Consider the following 15,023-nt stretch of genomic DNA (forward strand, 5'->3'; position numbering starts at 1 on the left):
AAAGGGGCACTGCCTATGAAAGCATTGAAAACGCTGTTCGCCGCCGGATGCCTGCTGGCCGCCGGCGCTTCGCTGGCGGCGGAAAACAGCCTGCGCTTCGGCCTGGAAGCGCTGTATCCGCCGTTCGAATCCAAATCCGCCAGCGGCAAACTGGAAGGGTTCGACATCGAACTGGGCGACGCGGTGTGCGCCGCCGCGCAGTTGCAATGCAGCTGGGTGGAAACCTCGTTCGACAGCCTGATCCCGGCGCTGCAGGCGCGCAAGTTCGACGCCATCAACTCGGCGATGAACGTGACCGAACAGCGGCGCCAGGCGATCGCCTTTACCGACGCCATCTATCAGGTGCCGAACCGCCTGATCGCCAAGGCCGGCAGCGGCCTGCTGCCGGACGCCAAAGCGCTGGCGGGCAAACACGTGGGCGTGCTGCAAGGCTCGATTCAGGAGATTTACGCCAAAACCCATTGGGCGCCGGCGGGCGTGGACGTGGTGTCTTACCAGGATCAGAATCAGGTTTATCTCGATCTGGCGGCCGGTCGGCTCGACGCCACGCTGGTGATGGCGCCCTCGGGGCAAAGCGGCTTCCTGTCGCAGCCGGACGGCAAAGGCTTCGCCTTCGTCGGCGAGGCGGTGCGCGACGACAAGATCCTCGGTGAAGGCATCGCCTTCGGCCTGCGTAAAGGGGATGAGGCGCTGAAGAAGAAACTGGATGCCGCCATCGCCAAAGTGAAACAGCAAGGCACGGTGACGACGCTGTCGAAGAAGTATTTCGGCGATATCGACGTGACGGTGAAGTGATGGACGGGGGCGGCACCGCCGCCCCCTGCCGCGTTTAGCGATCGAACACCGAACTGTTCAGCGCGCGATCCTGCTGGTGGCGCTCCAGCGCCAATTCGATCAGGCGCGTGATCAGCGCCTGGTAGCTGACGCCGCTGGCGGCCCACAGCTTGGGATACATGCTGATGTTGGTGAAGCCCGGCAGCGTGTTGATCTCGTTGATCACCACCTGGTTGTCCGGCGTCAGGAACACATCCACCCGCGCCAGGCCGAAGCACTCCAGCGCGCGGAACGCCTTCAGCGCCACCTCGCGGATGTGGTCGCTCACTTCCGGCGCGATTGCCGCCGGCACCACCACCTGAGCGCCCTGCTCATTGATGTATTTGGTGTCGTAAGCATAGAAGGCGTCGCTCAGCACGATCTCGCCGCACACGCTGGCCTGCGGATCGTCGTTGCCCAGCACCGCGCACTCGATCTCGCGGCCGACGATCGCCGACTCCACCAGCACCTTGTGATCGAAGCTGAAGGCCAGCGATACCGCCGCGTCGAACTCGGCGCGGTTTTCCACCTTGCTGACCCCGACCGACGAGCCCTGGTTGGCCGGCTTGACGAACAGCGGCAGGCCGAGGCGCTCGCTCAGTTGCTCAAACGTGAATCCGGCGCGGTTGGCGCGGGTCAGGGTGACGAACGGCGCCACCGCCAGCCCGGCGTCGCGCAGCAGGCGCTTGGTCACGTCTTTATCCATGCTGACCGCCGAGCCGAGCACGCCGGCGCCGACGAACGGCATATTGGCCATGCGCAGCAGCCCCTGCAGCGAGCCGTCCTCCCCCAGCGTGCCGTGCACGATCGGGAAGATGACGTCGAGTTGGCCCAACGCGCTGGCGCTGCCCGCTTCGATCAGCTGCTGTTTTTCCTGGCCCGGGATCAGCGCCACGTTCTTGTTCGAGCGGTTCAGCGCGATCAGCGCCGGGTTCTCGGCGTTGAGCAGGTAGTTGGAGGCGTCGTTGATGTGCCACTGCCCCTGTTTGTCGATCCCCAGCAGCGTGACGTCAAACTTCTCTTTGTCGATTGCATCCACAATGTTTTTGGCCGACTGCAGCGACACCTCATGCTCCGCCGATTTACCGCCAAAAATCACCCCAACACGTAGTTTAGTCACGCCTTAAATCCTTCTGAAAAATCATGGCAAAAAAGTCGTTTATCACAATAAACGCATTGCCTGGCGGCGGCAATCGTTGTTGCCAGAATCTTCTTACGCCACAGAATGCCACATCGCGACCATCCTAAACGTATACACTTCGTATATCGTTCACTTAGGGAGACGCCGATGGGCATCGTAAAAATTTCAGACGCGCTGCATGACGATCTGCGCCTCGCCAGCCTGACCATGACGCGTTCGATCAACGCGCAGGCCGAGTACTGGATCAAGATCGGCATGCTGGCGGAGTTCCATCCGGAACTGACCTACCCGCAGCTGGTAAAAAAAATGATGAAAGATAACGCGCTGACGCTGAAGGAGATTGTCGGGTGAAACAGATTGTGATTAAAACGCCGGAAGAGATTGCCAAAATGCGCCATTCCGGCGCCCTGCTGGCGAAAGTGTTTGCTATGCTCGATGAGGTCATCGTCGAAGGCATCTCCACCATGGAGATCAACGACCGCGCCGAGGCGTTTATCGTCGAAGAGCTGAAGTCGCGCCCGGCCAGCAAGGGGCAGTATGATTTCCCTTATGTGCTCAACACCTCAATCGACGACGTGGTGTGCCACGGGGTGCCGTCGGCCAGCAAAATCCTGCGTTCCGGCATGATCGTCAACGTGGACATCACGCTGGAAAACGGCGGCTACATCGCCGACTCCAGCAAAATGTACTGCATCGGCCAGGTGACGCCGCTGGCCAAACGGCTGGTGAACAACGTCTATGAATCGATGTGGCAGGGCATTCGCGCGGTGAAACCGGGCGCCACCCTCGGCGATATCGGCCATGCCGTCCAGCGGCACGCCGAGCAGGCCGGCTACAGCATCGTGCGGGAGTATTGCGGCCACGGCATCGGCCGCGATATGCATGAAGAACCGGCGGTGCTGCACTACGGCCAACCCGGCAGCGGTCTGGTGCTGCAGGAAGGCATGGTGTTCACCATCGAGCCGATGATCAACCAGGGCGACCGCCGTATCAAGCAGAAGAAAGACGGCTGGACGGTGGTGACGCGCGACAAAAAACTGTCGGCGCAGTGGGAACACACCGTGGCGGTCACCGCCGACGGCGTGGAGATCCTGACGCTGCGCGACGAAGAGCGCCGGGCCGGCTACGCCGAGCGGTACTAAACCCGCAAGCCATTAGCCTGGCAAGCTGATAGCTTAATAAGTTATTTAATTGATAACCTCTTAGCTTATATGCGGCACTCCGGCGCCGCGGTTAAAGTGACGGGGATGACAGGGAGACAGACAGCATGCAGTCAGGCAATCAGGCGTTTATCAATCAGCTCAAGGACATCGTCGGCGGCCCGCAGCTGTTGACCGGCGATCGCAACACCGAGCGGTATCGCAAGGGGTTCCGCTCCGGCGAAGGCCAGGCGCTGGCGGTGGTGTTTCCCACCAGCCTGTTGCAGCTGTGGCGCATTTTGCAGGCCTGCGTGGCCGCCGACAAAATCGTCATCATGCAGGCCGCCAATACCGGCCTGACCGAAGGATCGACCCCCAGCGGCAACGACTATGATCGCGACATCGTCATCGTCAGCACCCTGCGCCTCGACCATATTCAGGTGCTGGACAACGGCAAGCAGGTGGTCGGCTTCCCCGGCAGCACCCTGCACCACCTCGAGAAATTGCTCAAACCCTACGGCCGCGAACCGCATTCGGTGATCGGTTCCTCCTGTATCGGCGCCTCGGTGATCGGCGGCGTGTGCAACAACTCCGGCGGCTCGCTGGTGAAACGCGGCCCGGCCTATACCGAAATGGCGCTGTACGCCCAGCTAGGGGAAGACGGCCAGCTGCGCCTGGTGAACCATCTGGGCATCCGCCTCGGCGACACGCCGGAAGAGATCCTCACCCGGCTGGAAAAAGGCGACTATCGCCCGACCGACGTCGAATACGGCGAGCTGCGCGCCTCGGATAACGAGTACGCCAGCCGGGTGCGCGACGTCGATGCCGATACCCCTTCCCGCTTTAACGCCGACAAACGCCGCCTGTTCGAGGCCTCCGGCTGCGCCGGCAAGCTGGCGGTGTTCGCGGTGCGGCTCGACACCTTCGAGAAAGAAGGCAAAGAGCAGGTATTCTATATCGGCACCAACGACACAGCGGTGCTGACCGAGCTGCGCCGCCACATGCTGAGCCAGTTCGACAATCTGCCGGTGGCCGGTGAGTACATGCACCGCGATATCTTCGACATCGCCGAGGTCTACGGCAAAGACACCTTCATGATGATCGACAAGCTCGGCACCGATCAGATGCCGCGCTTCTTCACCCTGAAAGGCCGTATGGACGCCAGCCTCAACAAGCTGCCGCTGCTGCCGCACAACCTGACCGACCGGCTGATGCAGGGCCTGAGCCATCTGGCGCCGAGCCACCTGCCGAAGCGCATGAAGGACTACCGCGAACGTTTCGAACATCACCTGCTGCTGAAGATGGCCGGCCCCGGCGTAGACGAAGCGCAGCGCTACCTGACCGAGTACTTCGCCCAGGCCGAAGGCGCTTTCTTCGCCTGCACACCTGACGAAGGCAAAAAGGCCTTCCTGCACCGCTTCGCCGCCGCCGGCGCCGCCGTGCGCTACCATGCGGTGCACGCCGACAAGGTGGAGGATATTCTGGCGCTGGATATCGCCCTGCGCCGCAACGACACCGACTGGTTTGAAACGCTGCCGCCGGAAATCGACAGCCAGCTGGTGCATAAGCTGTATTACGGCCACTTTATGTGCCACGTCTTCCATCAGGACTACGTGGTGAAAAAAGGCGTCGACAGCCACGCGCTGAAAGAAAAGATGCTCGAGATCCTCAACCGGCGCGGCGCCGAGTACCCGGCGGAGCATAACGTCGGCCACCTGTATCACGCCAAACCGGATCTGCAGGCGTTCTACCGCGCCGCCGATCCGACCAACAGCTTCAACCCCGGCATCGGCAAAACCAGTAAACGCAAAGGCTGGGCCGAAGGCCCCCGCTAAGACCGCCCGATTGGCCCGCCGCCGCACCCGGCGCGGGCCTACTCTCCCCTGCCTGCCTCATCGTGATCTTTCTGCGCCCTTAAAGATGCATTTTTATTGCAACTTATAAATTTCCCGATTACCATTCATCGCAAATGAGAATCAATTACAAAACTGTCATGACGGATACATGGCATCCGCCGTGGCAATCACCGCGAAGTTGTTAATGAGAAGGAACCTACCATGAGTCAGACCCTCGATTCCGCCCAGCTGTTAGCCGCGCTCGATAAAGTGATGGTGATCTCCACCACCGATCTGCAGGGCACCATCACCTACGTCAACGATCTGTTTTGCCAACTGACCGGCTTTTCCCGGGAAGAGCTGGTGGGCCAGCCCCATAGCATCGTGCGCCACCCTTCCGTGCCGAAAGCGGTTTACAAAGCGATGTGGGACACCATCAAGGCGGGCGGCATCTGGACCGGCATCATTCCGAACGTCGGCAAAGGCGGCGTGCTGTACGTGGTCGACACCACAGTGCAACCGCTGTATGACGCCCAGGGCAATATCGCGGCCTATATCAGCATCCGCCGCGTGATCAACGATCTGATGACCGACTTCGAATCGGTGGAATTCGCCAAAGAACAGTTCGACAACCACTACGACAAGTAACCGCCATGGCCGACCTTATCGAACGCATCCTGATTGGTTACGGTTCGGAGTCGGGCAACGCCCGGGCGCTGGCGATGCGCCTGGGTGAACAAAGCAGCCTGCAACCCTACCGCCCCGTCGTGAAAGAACTCAACGCCATCCAGCCCGCCGATGTGGGCGAACGTGACGCCCTGCTGATCGTCTCCAGCTCATTTGGCGACGGCGAACCGCCCGCCAACGCCGAGCGTTTTTCCGACGCGCTGGCGCAATGGCCGGATCGCCACCGGTTGCGCTACGCCATCTTCGGTCTCGGCGACACCGCGTACCCGCATTTCTGCGGCTTCACGCAGGCGCTGGATGCACGTCTGACGCAATACGGCGCCCGCGCCATCATCAATCGCGTCGACGCTGACGTTAACTTCGAACCGTTCTTCGCAACCTGGCTGACGACGCTGGAGAAGGTGCTGGCCGGTGATGCCCAGGCCGGCCGCGATTTGCATCTGCGCGTGACCGCCTACGGCGAAGACCATGCGTTCAGCGCCGCCCTCCTGGAACGGCGGCCGCTCAGCGCACGCACGCCGCAGGCCTGGCACCTGCGGTTGAATATCGCCGGCAGCGGCATCGTTTACCGGGCTGGGGATACCGTCTATCTGTTGCCGGAGAACGACGAAGGATTATTGACCCGGCTGGCTGACTGGCTCGGCAGGCCGGAGGCCGCTGACGCGCTGCGCCGCCGGGAACTGCGCCAGCTCAGCAAAACGACGCTGCGCGAACTGGCGCAGTTGGCCGACAGCGAAGAGCTCAAAGGCTTGCTCAAGATCCGCCAGCGCAAAGCCCTGGAGAGCTATCTGTACGGCGCCGATCTGCTGGACGTGCTGCACGATTTTTGCCCGCCGCAGACGGTCACGCTGGAGAACCTGTTGGCGCTGCTGCCCGTTTGCCTGCCGCGCGCCTACTCCATCGCTTCAGTAACGCGGGTAGAGAGCCTCGACCTGTGCGTGCGCGACGTACGATATGAACGCGACGGCCGCACCCGGCGCGGCACGGCGACCGGCTGGCTGCTCAGCCAACCCGGCCCTTTCCGCCTCTTCTGCCGCGCCAACCCCGGCTTTTACCTGCCGCGCGATACCACCGTACCGGTGCTGCTTATCGGCACCGGTACCGGCATCGCACCGTTGATTGGCTTACTGCGCGAAATGGCCGCCCAGGGCGAACGGCGTGAAACCGTGCTGATCTTCGGTGAGAAAAGGCGCGATGAAGACTTCCTGTATGGCGAGGAGTTGGTCACGCTGAACGCGGCGGGCGTACTCACGCGGCTCATCACCGCCTTCTCGCGCGACACCGCCGACAAGTATTACGTGCAACACGCCATCGACGATCACGCCGGTGTCGTCAGCGGCCTGCTGCGGCGGGGCGCGCATGTCTACCTGTGCGGCAATCGTCAGTATCTGGAACATGCCGTGGCGACGGCGCTGGAGCAAGCCTGCGGGGCGGAAAACCTGTGGCAGACGCTGATTGAGCAGCAGCGCCTGCATCTGGAGCTCTATTGAGACAGGGCGGCGTTCACCGCTCCGCGCGCAGCAGCAAGGACACGATGAACGCGCCCCCCAGCCCCGCCGTAATGATGCCGATGGGCAGTTCCTGATTGGGGATCAGGCTGCGGCTGAGCATGTCGCCGCCGGTCAGCAGCATCGCCCCCAGCATGCCGCACATCGGCACGGACAATCGGTGGCGCACGCCCACCAGGCGCCGGGCCAGATAAGGCACCATCAGCCCGACAAAGCCGATCACGCCCGTCAGCGAAACGAGAAACGCCGTGGACAGTGCGCAGCACAGAAAGGTCTCGGTGCGCAGCCGCGCCACGTTGACCCCCATCGAATGGGCGGTTTGCTCGCCCGCCAGCAGCGCGTCCAGCGCCCTCCAACGCAGCGCCGTAAACCCGGCCAGCAGCACGAAACTCACCAGCGGAATGAACAGATTATCCCAACGCGCCAGCCCCAGCCCACCGAGCGACCAGAACAACACCGAACCGGCCGCCCGCTGATCGCCGGAAAACACCAGGTAGCTGGTGAGCGCGCTAAACAAAAATGAGACCGCCAGGCCACAGACGATCAGCTGCTCGGCGCGCCTGACCCGGCTGACGCGAAACAGGATCATCACCGCCAATGCGGACAAAACGCCGCCGACGAAAGCGGACAGCGGCAACGTCAGTACGCCCAGCGCATCGCCGAAGCGCGTGATGACCAGCACCGCGCCGGCGGAGGCACCGGAAGAGAGCCCAAACAAAAAAGGATCGGCCAGCTCATTGCGGGTGGTGGTCTGCAGCAGCGCGCCGGTCATCGCCAGTCCGGCGCCGGTTAACGCCGCCAACAAAGCCCTGGGCACCCGCAGCTGCACGACGATGGTGTCCAGCATGCCGGAAAGCGGCGCCGAACCGAGCCCTAACGCCGCAAACGCCTGCCGCCATGACAGCGCGACGCTCCCCAGCTGCAGGCTCCAGATCATTAGCCCGCACAATACCGACAGCGCCAGCGGTGCGAGCAGCATAAAGCGCCGAGTCGGCGAGTTCATTCAGCCTCCGGCGCGTACAGCGCCCGCGCCAGCTTTTCCACTGCGCCGATGTTGGCCGGCCCCGGCGTCAGCTCCGCATACTGCAGTTTCAGATAGCGGTGGTGCCGTACGGCAGGCGTCAATTTCATCAACGGGTGAGACTCGAGGAAGCGCCGCAGCGCATCGGCGCCCGAACCGGTCTGGTAATCCAGCAGAATAATGAAGTCGGGCTCGGCCGCCGCTACCGCCTCCCAGGACGCCGTCGTCCAGCTCGCCGGCAAACCGTCCATCACGTTGCGGCCGCCCGCCGCTTCGATGATCGCCGTCGGCATCGCGTATTTGCCGCTGGTGAAAGGCTTCTCCTCCCCCGAGTCATAGACGAACACCTTGAGCGGCGGCTGGCCCGCCGGCCTGGCGGGAAGCGTAGCCAACCGGCGCTGCCAGCCCTCAACCAGCGCGGTGGCCTCTTGCTGCTTGCCGAAAATCTTGCCGAGCTTCAGCTCATCGTCATACAGCAGGTTCATATCGGCCTTCTGCGGCCGCCCGCCGGCCTGTACGCAGCTCTCGCTCAGCACCAGCGTTTTGATGCCGAACGGGGCGAGCTTCTCCGGCGTGACGTCGCCGCCGATCTTCATGCCGTAATTCCAGCCGGCGAAGAAGAAATCCGGCTGTGCCGCCAGCAGCGTTTCCAAAGCGGGATATTTCGGCGCCAGCTCGGGAATGGTGCCCATCGCGGCCTTGAATTCGGGCGTCAGTTTGTACCAGCCGGTGATGCCGGTCAGCCCGACAATGCGATCCTGCAGATGCAGTGCAAAGGCCATCTCGGCCATGTTGATGTCGTTGATGACGGCGCGCTGCGGCGCCTGGTTGAAGGTGACCGGCACACCGCAGCTTTCTACGGTGACGGGAAAATGTTCGGCCGCCGCCGACCTGGCGGCCAGCAGCAGAAGCAGAATGAATACGCGTGCGTTCATGTTTCTCTCTGGTTGATCAAGCGCAATGGGGAACGTCAAAAATGCGCAGCGTTTTCCCGCTGACGGGATGCGCCACCTTGAAACTGTTCATGCCGAACACCGGCAAAATCACCGGAGTTTGCAACACCGCCTCGGGCGTACCACAGGCCACCTGACGGCTTTCGTTGAGCACCAGGATCCGATCGGCAAACGCCTCTGCCACGGGCAGATCGTGCAAGACCGCAATCACGGCGATGTCTTTATTTTTCACTAACGACAGCAGCGCCGAGCGCCCGGGCGGATCGAGGTGATTGGTCGGTTCATCCAGCAACAGCAGATCGGGAGACTGCGCCAACGCCCGAGCCAGCGCGGCACGCTGGCGCTGGCCGCCCGAGAGCCGCCCCAACGGATGGCGCCTGAGCGGCACCAACCCGGTTTCCCCGATGGCTTCATCAACGATGCGCTTTCCCGTCGCAGAACATGCGCCATGCGGCAAACGGCCCAACGCCACGTAGTCCTCAACCAACAGCCGCAAATCCGGCGAATCGTTTTGCGCCAGAAAGGCGATGCTTCTGGCGCGCTCCGCCGCCGGCCACGCGGACAAGGCGCGCCCTCGCCAGTAAATGCCGCCGCTGTCCGGCCGCGTTTCACCGATCAGGGCACGCAACAGGCTGGACTTGCCGCTGCCGTTAGGGCCGATCACCGCCAGCTTCTCACCGGCGCGCAGCGCGAAATGGATGTTGTCGAGTATCAATGCCCCGCCGTGGGCGGTCAGGCTAATCCCATCAACGTGGAGGATGTCGTGAACTGAATTCATTATGCGTAAATTGTTATATTATAACATATCAATATTTTTACCACGATTACGCGCCTTCTGCAAAAGCGAATCGCAGCGTCTTTCGTCGCACGCATTGCGTGAACCGAGGCAAGAGCAAGCCGCGCCCTCTGCGTCAAAACTGCGCGGCCAAAGCAACATAACATACCTCTCAATAAATGATAATGATTTTCATTATCATTTAAATCACTGCGATTTCCGATTGCACGCCCCGCTGAACTTAGTTATGTTTGAGCGATTAGTTTCATTCCCGGTTTTCAGGAACTCACATGGCCTACCTGGCGCACAGCACAGATCCGACAAACGCGACCGTTCCGGCCGCCGTTTTGCTGTGTGCTTCTTCCGCTCCACCCGCCGTTTCCTCTGTCGTTTCAGCGGTTGCCGCTTACCCGCCACGCATTGTGGTCGTGCGCTAAGCCAAACCGACTTTTTACCTCCGGCTTATTGATCTGTTGCGTTCAGGCGTAGACCGCTACGCACGCCGGAGCCTGTAATTTTCACGACAGGTGAAATTGACATGCGATTACCTTCTCTCTGGGCCAATGCCGGCCTGGCTACGCTGTTCGTCCTGCTTTGGAGCAGCGGCGCGATCTTCTCCCGCTGGGGGCTGGAGCACGCCTCCGCCTTCGCTTTCCTGTTCTTCCGCTGCGCCATCGCGCTGGCGGTGCTGTTGGCCATCGGCCTGTGGCAGCGCCAGTGCCTGCCCGCCCCCGGCACCCGCCGGCGCGTCGCGCTGATTGGCGTGCTGATGATCGGCAGCTATCAAATCTGCTATCTGCTGGCGTTGGAACAGGGTATTACGCCCGGCGTGCTGGCCACGTTGCTCGGCGTACAGCCGATCCTCACCCAGTTCATCACTGAACGGCGCTGCACTGGGCTGCGGGCGCTCGGCCTGGCGCTGGCGATGGCCGGGCTGACGCTGGTGGTGTACCAAAGCCTGATGGTGGCCCACTTCTCGCTGAGCGGCATGCTGTTCGCCTTTATCGCGCTGAGCTGCATGACCGCCGGCACCCTGCTGCAAAAAGGCATGACGCAGCCGCCGCTGGCGGTCTTGCCGCTGCAGTATGCCGTCGGGTTGCTGATGTGTACGCTGGCGCTGCCGTTTGAGCCGCTGCGGGTCGAATGGCGGCCGGCGTTCGTGCTGCCGCTGCTGTGGATGGCGGTGGTGATCTCGGTGCTGGCGACCTTCTTGCTGTATCGCCTGATCCAGCGCGGCAACCTGGTGCAGGTCACCAGCCTGTTCTATCTGATCCCGGCGGTCACCGCCCTGCTGGACTACCTGCTGCTCGGCCACGCGCTGGCGGCGCTGAGCCTGCTGGGCATGGCGGGCATCGTGCTCGGCGTGATGCTGGTTTTCCGCCGCGCATAAAAGCAAAAGCCCCCGCGCCGTTCCACCGGCGCGGGGGCGACAACAACAGCCGTTAACTCAGAATAACCAGGAACCGTACCCCCACAGCAGCACCGTCACCCCAAGCAGCAGCTCGAGCAACAGAATGCCGATGGCGAAGGTCGAGCTGGAGAAGATGAACCCTTCCTTACTGTCGATATTCAGGAAGTGCGGGATCCCCAGATTCAGCAGATAGCCGGAATAGCACAGGCCGATAATGCCGACAAACAGACACAGCCAGACGACCGGATAGAGCGCCACAATCCCGCTGAGGAACATCGGGGTCGCCACGTAGCCGGCGAACACCATGCAGCGGTGCAGGCTGGGGCGCGATTCATAGCGCCGCGCCATCCAGTGAATGACTTTCCCCATGGCCGCTACGCCCGCCAGCATCAGCAGGTAAAACGCCACGGCGGTATAAAGCGCGGTAAACATGTCGAGCCTGATGGCATGTCCCTCGCCGGAGAGCCAGCCCAGCTGGGTGGTGCCGATAAAAGCGCAGACCACCGGGATTGCTGCCAAGAGCAACACGTGATGGGTGTATAGGTGCGAGACGCTTTCATTCTCGTTTTTGATCTGTTCGAACTCGGCGCTGGGATGCGCCAGAAGTCCCCAAACATGACTGACCATGAGACACCTCCTATCTCGCCGTAGGCCGCGATCGGCGAACGAATTTCACACCTCCGACGGACTGCTACCCGTGCGAGGATTGCGGCCACGGGGCTCTCTCCCCTGTACTCATTATAGTCTTTCGGCGAAAAAACGTGCGGAAAGCGCAACGCTGCGGCGCTTTGTCTTATACTCCCACCATAAAAACCAGGCTGCGAGGAAGGTCATGTCATCCGTTATCACCACCCGCCAGGCGGGGATCGTCGACGCCGGGCGCAACGTCACCGTTGTCGAGCCCTGCAATCTGTACGGCTGCCGGCTCGGCGACGATGTCTTCGTCGGCCCGTTCGTGGAGATCCAGCGCCACGTCAGCATCGGCGCACGCAGTAAAATTCAGTCGCACAGCTTTATCTGCGAATACGTTACCCTCGGCGAAGCGTGCTTTGTCGGCCACGGCGTCACCTTCGCCAACGATCTGTTCAAAGACGGCGCGCCCAATGCAGATCCAGCCAGCTGGGGGCGCACGCGCGTCGGCGATCGGGTGTCCATCGGCTCCGGCGCCACCATCCTGGCGGTGGAGATCTGCAGCGACGCGGTGATCGGCGCCGGGGCGGTCGTGACCCGCGACATCACCCGCAAGGGGATTTATGCCGGCAACCCGGCGCGCCTGCTGCGAGAGCTACCGTAATGACCGCAGCCATCCGCATTGCGGCCATTGAGGCGCTGCCCGATGATTACCTGACGCGCTGCGATTTCGGCTTTACCATCCGCTGTTACGCCCTGCCGCAGTTCGACACCCCGGTCGACAGCTGGCCAACCCGCCCGGTGGCGCCGTTTCGCAAACAGTATCCCCTGGCGCCGTTCGCCAACGAAGACAGCGCAACTTTCCTGGCGTATCGCCAGGACCAAGCCGTTGGCCACATCACGCTGAGCAAAAACTGGAACGGTTACACCCTGATCGACGAGATCGCGGTCAGCGCTCACGCGCGCCGTCAGGGCATCGCCGGGGCGCTGCTGGACTGCGCCAAACAGTGGGCGCGGCAGCAGGAAACCTCGGGTATGATGCTCGAAACGCAGAACAACAATCTGGCCGCCTGTCGCTGCTACCAGCATTACGGGTTTATTCTCGGCGGCATCGACCGTTTGCTGTACCGCGCCGAGCCGGAGATCGCCGATCACGAAATCGCGCTGTTCTGGTATTTGCCGTTCAATAGCGAAATCGGTTACTGATTTATCGGCCGCCATTGAGGCTATGTTTACTTTTTAACCCCTACCATCGGATGAGAACTGTTATCACTGACTCTGATAAGCCAGCGACACCCAGGGAGGGCCGTATGAACCAGAACAAGGTTGTTTTACTGATGTTAGCTATCGCCATGAGCGGATGCGCCGAGCGCCCCACCGCCGTCTCCCCCGCAACGCCGCCGACCGACGTCACCGTTTCGCCGCCGGCTGTGCAACCGCAGATGGACGCCAGCACCCGCAGCAAGCTGCATGAGATCCTCGCGCTGCGCGCCGGTTGGCCCGCCACGCAGCCGCATGGCCGCACCGTCGATTTGATTTCGCGCGAGTTTCTCGGCACGCCCTATCTCGCCAACCGCCTGATCGGTTCGCAGAGCACGCCCAAGCAGCTGGTGATCGACTTCCGCGGGCTGGATTGCTTCACCTACATCGATTATGTGGAAGCGCTCAGCACCGCCCGCAGCGAGGGCGAGTTCGTACAGCGTCTGGTAGACATTCGCTACGTCGACGGCAAAATCGCCTTCCCGCAGCGCAAACACTTCTTCACCGATTGGGCGCAGCGGCCGAAAAAAGTGGCTGAAGACATCACCGCGCGGCTCAGCCCGCACGCCGTCACCCTCGTGAAAACCCTCAACCGCAAAGCGGATGGCGGCAGCTACCTGCCCGGCTTGCCCGACGTACAACGCAGCGTGACCTATATCCCCAGCGACCGCATCGACGACAAGGTGCTGGCCCAGCTGCGCACCGGCGATTACATCGGCATTTACACCAACCTGGACGGGCTGGACGTGACCCACACCGGCATCTTCGTGATGACCGACAACGGCCCGGTGCTGCGCAACGCCTCATCGCGCAAGGCCAACATGCGGGTGGTCGATTCGCCCTTTATGGATTACGTGATGGCCACGCCGGGCATCGTGGTGCTGCGTTCGCTCAGCCGATAATCCCCCGCCGCATAACGGCTATAAGCTATAGCCGTTTATGCTGAGCGAGCGTTTGACTTCATCGGCGGTTCAAGCTTAGCTGTAAGAACAAAAACCAACTGATTTTATTGTTCTTTTCAGGGAGACCTCGATGACCTTACGCTGGCGTATCACCCCTCTGGCGGCGGCCTTTGCCGCCGTTTTGGCACTTCAGGGCTGCGATCAAAAAACCGATCGGAACCATATCAAGGTCGGCGTCATCAACGGCGCGGAACAGGACGTGGCGGAAGTCGCCAGGCAAGTGGCGAAAGAGAAATACGGGCTGGACGTCGAGCTGGTCGGCTTCAGCGGTTCGCTGCTGCCGAACGACGCCACCGACAAGGGCGAACTGGACGCCAACGTGTTCCAGCACCGCCCGTTCCTCGAACAGCAAAACAAAGATCACGGCTATAAGCTGGTGGCGGTCGGCAATACCTTTGTCTTCCCGATGGCCGGCTACTCCAAAAAGATAAAATCGCTCAAAGAGCTGCCGGACGGCGCGGTGATCGCCATCCCGCTCGATCCGACCAACCTGGGGCGCGCCCTGCTGCTGCTGGAAAAAACCGGATTGATTACGCTGAAACAAGGCAAGGGGTTGTTGCCCACCGCCCTGGACATCAGCGCCAACCCGCACCGTTACCAAATCATGGAGCTGGAAGGCGCGCAGCTGCCGCACGTGCTGGACGATCCAAAGGTCACCGTCGCCGTCATCAGCACCACCTACATCAATCAGACCGGCCTGTCGCCGACCAAAGACGGCATCTTCATCGAGGATAAAGACTCGCCGTACACCAACATCATCGTCGCCCGCGAAGACAACAAGGACGCGCCGAACGTGCAGAACTTCATCAAGGCCTATGAGTCGGACGAAGTGGCCAAGGCCGCCGAGAAAATCTTCAACGGCGGCGCGGTGAAAGGCTGGTAATTCCA

At 61.7% G+C, this 15,023-nt stretch carries 16 protein-coding genes; 11 read left to right on the top strand and 5 right to left on the bottom strand.

Features of this window, described 5'->3' with window-relative positions; genetic code table 11:
* The first annotated feature begins 15 nt into the window (after positions 1 to 15).
* Positions 16 to 795, top strand: a complete 780-nt coding sequence (locus ACJ8MK_RS04415) for an ABC transporter substrate-binding protein (protein WP_442517533.1) — start codon at positions 16 to 18, stop codon at positions 793 to 795.
* Positions 796 to 829: 34 nt separating this feature from the next.
* Here the strand turns inward: ACJ8MK_RS04415 and ddlA are convergent, their stop codons facing one another.
* On the bottom strand, positions 830 to 1,933 hold the full coding sequence (ddlA, locus tag ACJ8MK_RS04420; RefSeq protein WP_442517534.1) for a D-alanine--D-alanine ligase: 1,104 nt from the start codon (positions 1,931 to 1,933) through the stop codon (positions 830 to 832).
* Positions 1,934 to 2,101: 168 nt separating this feature from the next.
* On the opposite strand from ddlA, the gene ACJ8MK_RS04425 reads away from it, so the two are divergent.
* From ACJ8MK_RS04425 to ACJ8MK_RS04445, 5 genes are all read left to right on the top strand, one after another.
* Complete coding sequence (locus ACJ8MK_RS04425; RefSeq protein WP_006324220.1) at positions 2,102 to 2,305, top strand: ParD-like family protein; 204 nt, start codon at positions 2,102 to 2,104, stop codon at positions 2,303 to 2,305.
* Positions 2,302 to 3,096 carry a type I methionyl aminopeptidase gene (gene map, locus ACJ8MK_RS04430; protein WP_047568762.1) on the top strand — a complete coding sequence of 265 codons (795 nt, stop codon included), beginning with the start codon at positions 2,302 to 2,304 and terminating at the stop codon, positions 3,094 to 3,096. The genes ACJ8MK_RS04425 and map overlap by 4 nt, the downstream gene beginning before the upstream one ends.
* Positions 3,097 to 3,221: 125 nt before the next feature.
* Complete coding sequence (dld, locus tag ACJ8MK_RS04435) at positions 3,222 to 4,928, top strand: D-lactate dehydrogenase (RefSeq protein ID WP_197840686.1); 1,707 nt, start codon at positions 3,222 to 3,224, stop codon at positions 4,926 to 4,928.
* 222 nt (positions 4,929 to 5,150) lie between these two features.
* Positions 5,151 to 5,576, top strand: a complete 426-nt coding sequence (locus ACJ8MK_RS04440) for a PAS domain-containing protein (protein ID WP_033647052.1) — start codon at positions 5,151 to 5,153, stop codon at positions 5,574 to 5,576.
* A 5-nt stretch (positions 5,577 to 5,581) separates the two neighbouring features.
* Positions 5,582 to 7,105, top strand: a complete 1,524-nt coding sequence (locus tag ACJ8MK_RS04445) for a flavodoxin domain-containing protein (protein ID WP_442517535.1) — start codon at positions 5,582 to 5,584, stop codon at positions 7,103 to 7,105.
* A gap of 13 nt (positions 7,106 to 7,118) precedes the next feature.
* On the opposite strand, the gene ACJ8MK_RS04450 is transcribed toward ACJ8MK_RS04445, so the two are convergent.
* The 3 genes from ACJ8MK_RS04450 to ACJ8MK_RS04460 are packed head-to-tail and all read right to left on the bottom strand — an operon-like array spanning position 7,119 to position 9,812.
* Positions 7,119 to 8,126 (bottom strand): FecCD family ABC transporter permease, encoded by a 1,008-nt coding sequence (locus tag ACJ8MK_RS04450; protein ID WP_033647054.1) that lies wholly within the window; start codon positions 8,124 to 8,126, stop codon positions 7,119 to 7,121.
* Positions 8,123 to 9,079, bottom strand: coding sequence for an ABC transporter substrate-binding protein (locus ACJ8MK_RS04455; protein ID WP_049212819.1), 957 nt, complete (start codon positions 9,077 to 9,079; stop codon positions 8,123 to 8,125). Before ACJ8MK_RS04455 ends, ACJ8MK_RS04450 begins: the two co-directional genes overlap by 4 nt.
* Before the next feature lie 16 nt (positions 9,080 to 9,095).
* Positions 9,096 to 9,812, bottom strand: coding sequence for an ABC transporter ATP-binding protein (locus ACJ8MK_RS04460; protein WP_033653477.1), 717 nt, complete (start codon positions 9,810 to 9,812; stop codon positions 9,096 to 9,098).
* A 598-nt stretch (positions 9,813 to 10,410) separates the two neighbouring features.
* Here ACJ8MK_RS04460 and ACJ8MK_RS04465 point away from each other — a divergent pair.
* Positions 10,411 to 11,262: an EamA family transporter gene (locus ACJ8MK_RS04465; protein ID WP_197807141.1), complete on the top strand. Its 852-nt coding sequence runs from the start codon at positions 10,411 to 10,413 to the stop codon at positions 11,260 to 11,262.
* A 57-nt stretch (positions 11,263 to 11,319) separates the two neighbouring features.
* Here the strand turns inward: ACJ8MK_RS04465 and ACJ8MK_RS04470 are convergent, their stop codons facing one another.
* Positions 11,320 to 11,910 (bottom strand): Yip1 family protein, encoded by a 591-nt coding sequence (locus ACJ8MK_RS04470; protein ID WP_033637547.1) that lies wholly within the window; start codon positions 11,908 to 11,910, stop codon positions 11,320 to 11,322.
* A 205-nt stretch (positions 11,911 to 12,115) separates the two neighbouring features.
* On the opposite strand from ACJ8MK_RS04470, the gene ACJ8MK_RS04475 reads away from it, so the two are divergent.
* The 4 genes from ACJ8MK_RS04475 to ACJ8MK_RS04490 all read left to right on the top strand — a co-directional run bounded on the left by ACJ8MK_RS04475 (position 12,116) and on the right by ACJ8MK_RS04490 (position 15,018).
* A complete protein-coding gene (locus ACJ8MK_RS04475) occupies positions 12,116 to 12,577 on the top strand; it encodes an acyltransferase (RefSeq protein WP_442517536.1) in 462 nt (153 codons plus the stop codon).
* A complete protein-coding gene (locus ACJ8MK_RS04480) occupies positions 12,577 to 13,119 on the top strand; it encodes a GNAT family N-acetyltransferase (RefSeq protein ID WP_442517537.1) in 543 nt (180 codons plus the stop codon). The genes ACJ8MK_RS04475 and ACJ8MK_RS04480 overlap by 1 nt, the downstream gene beginning before the upstream one ends.
* A gap of 104 nt (positions 13,120 to 13,223) precedes the next feature.
* Entirely contained in the window at positions 13,224 to 14,075 is an 852-nt protein-coding gene (locus ACJ8MK_RS04485) for a DUF1460 domain-containing protein (RefSeq protein ID WP_442517538.1), read from the top strand.
* A 130-nt stretch (positions 14,076 to 14,205) separates the two neighbouring features.
* Positions 14,206 to 15,018 (top strand): MetQ/NlpA family lipoprotein, encoded by an 813-nt coding sequence (locus tag ACJ8MK_RS04490; protein ID WP_060428949.1) that lies wholly within the window; start codon positions 14,206 to 14,208, stop codon positions 15,016 to 15,018.
* Positions 15,019 to 15,023 lie beyond the last annotated feature (5 nt).

It is taken from the genome of Serratia sp. CY38905 (assembly GCF_052168875.1).
Classification (GTDB): Bacteria; Pseudomonadota; Gammaproteobacteria; order Enterobacterales; family Enterobacteriaceae; genus Serratia; species Serratia sarumanii.

Coding starts and splice junctions, on each gene's coding strand:
- ACJ8MK_RS04415 (WP_442517533.1), top strand. CDS start 16: ATGAAAGCATTGAAAACGCTGTTCGCCGCCGGATGCCTGCTGGCCGCC.
- ACJ8MK_RS04470 (WP_033637547.1), bottom strand. CDS start 11,910: ATGGTCAGTCATGTTTGGGGACTTCTGGCGCATCCCAGCGCCGAGTTC.
- ACJ8MK_RS04425 (WP_006324220.1), top strand. CDS start 2,102: ATGGGCATCGTAAAAATTTCAGACGCGCTGCATGACGATCTGCGCCTC.
- ACJ8MK_RS04490 (WP_060428949.1), top strand. CDS start 14,206: ATGACCTTACGCTGGCGTATCACCCCTCTGGCGGCGGCCTTTGCCGCC.
- ACJ8MK_RS04485 (WP_442517538.1), top strand. CDS start 13,224: ATGAACCAGAACAAGGTTGTTTTACTGATGTTAGCTATCGCCATGAGC.
- dld (WP_197840686.1), top strand. CDS start 3,222: ATGCAGTCAGGCAATCAGGCGTTTATCAATCAGCTCAAGGACATCGTC.
- ACJ8MK_RS04445 (WP_442517535.1), top strand. CDS start 5,582: ATGGCCGACCTTATCGAACGCATCCTGATTGGTTACGGTTCGGAGTCG.
- ACJ8MK_RS04455 (WP_049212819.1), bottom strand. CDS start 9,079: ATGAACGCACGCGTATTCATTCTGCTTCTGCTGCTGGCCGCCAGGTCG.
- ACJ8MK_RS04450 (WP_033647054.1), bottom strand. CDS start 8,126: ATGAACTCGCCGACTCGGCGCTTTATGCTGCTCGCACCGCTGGCGCTG.
- ACJ8MK_RS04465 (WP_197807141.1), top strand. CDS start 10,411: ATGCGATTACCTTCTCTCTGGGCCAATGCCGGCCTGGCTACGCTGTTC.
- ACJ8MK_RS04475 (WP_442517536.1), top strand. CDS start 12,116: ATGTCATCCGTTATCACCACCCGCCAGGCGGGGATCGTCGACGCCGGG.
- ACJ8MK_RS04440 (WP_033647052.1), top strand. CDS start 5,151: ATGAGTCAGACCCTCGATTCCGCCCAGCTGTTAGCCGCGCTCGATAAA.
- ACJ8MK_RS04480 (WP_442517537.1), top strand. CDS start 12,577: ATGACCGCAGCCATCCGCATTGCGGCCATTGAGGCGCTGCCCGATGAT.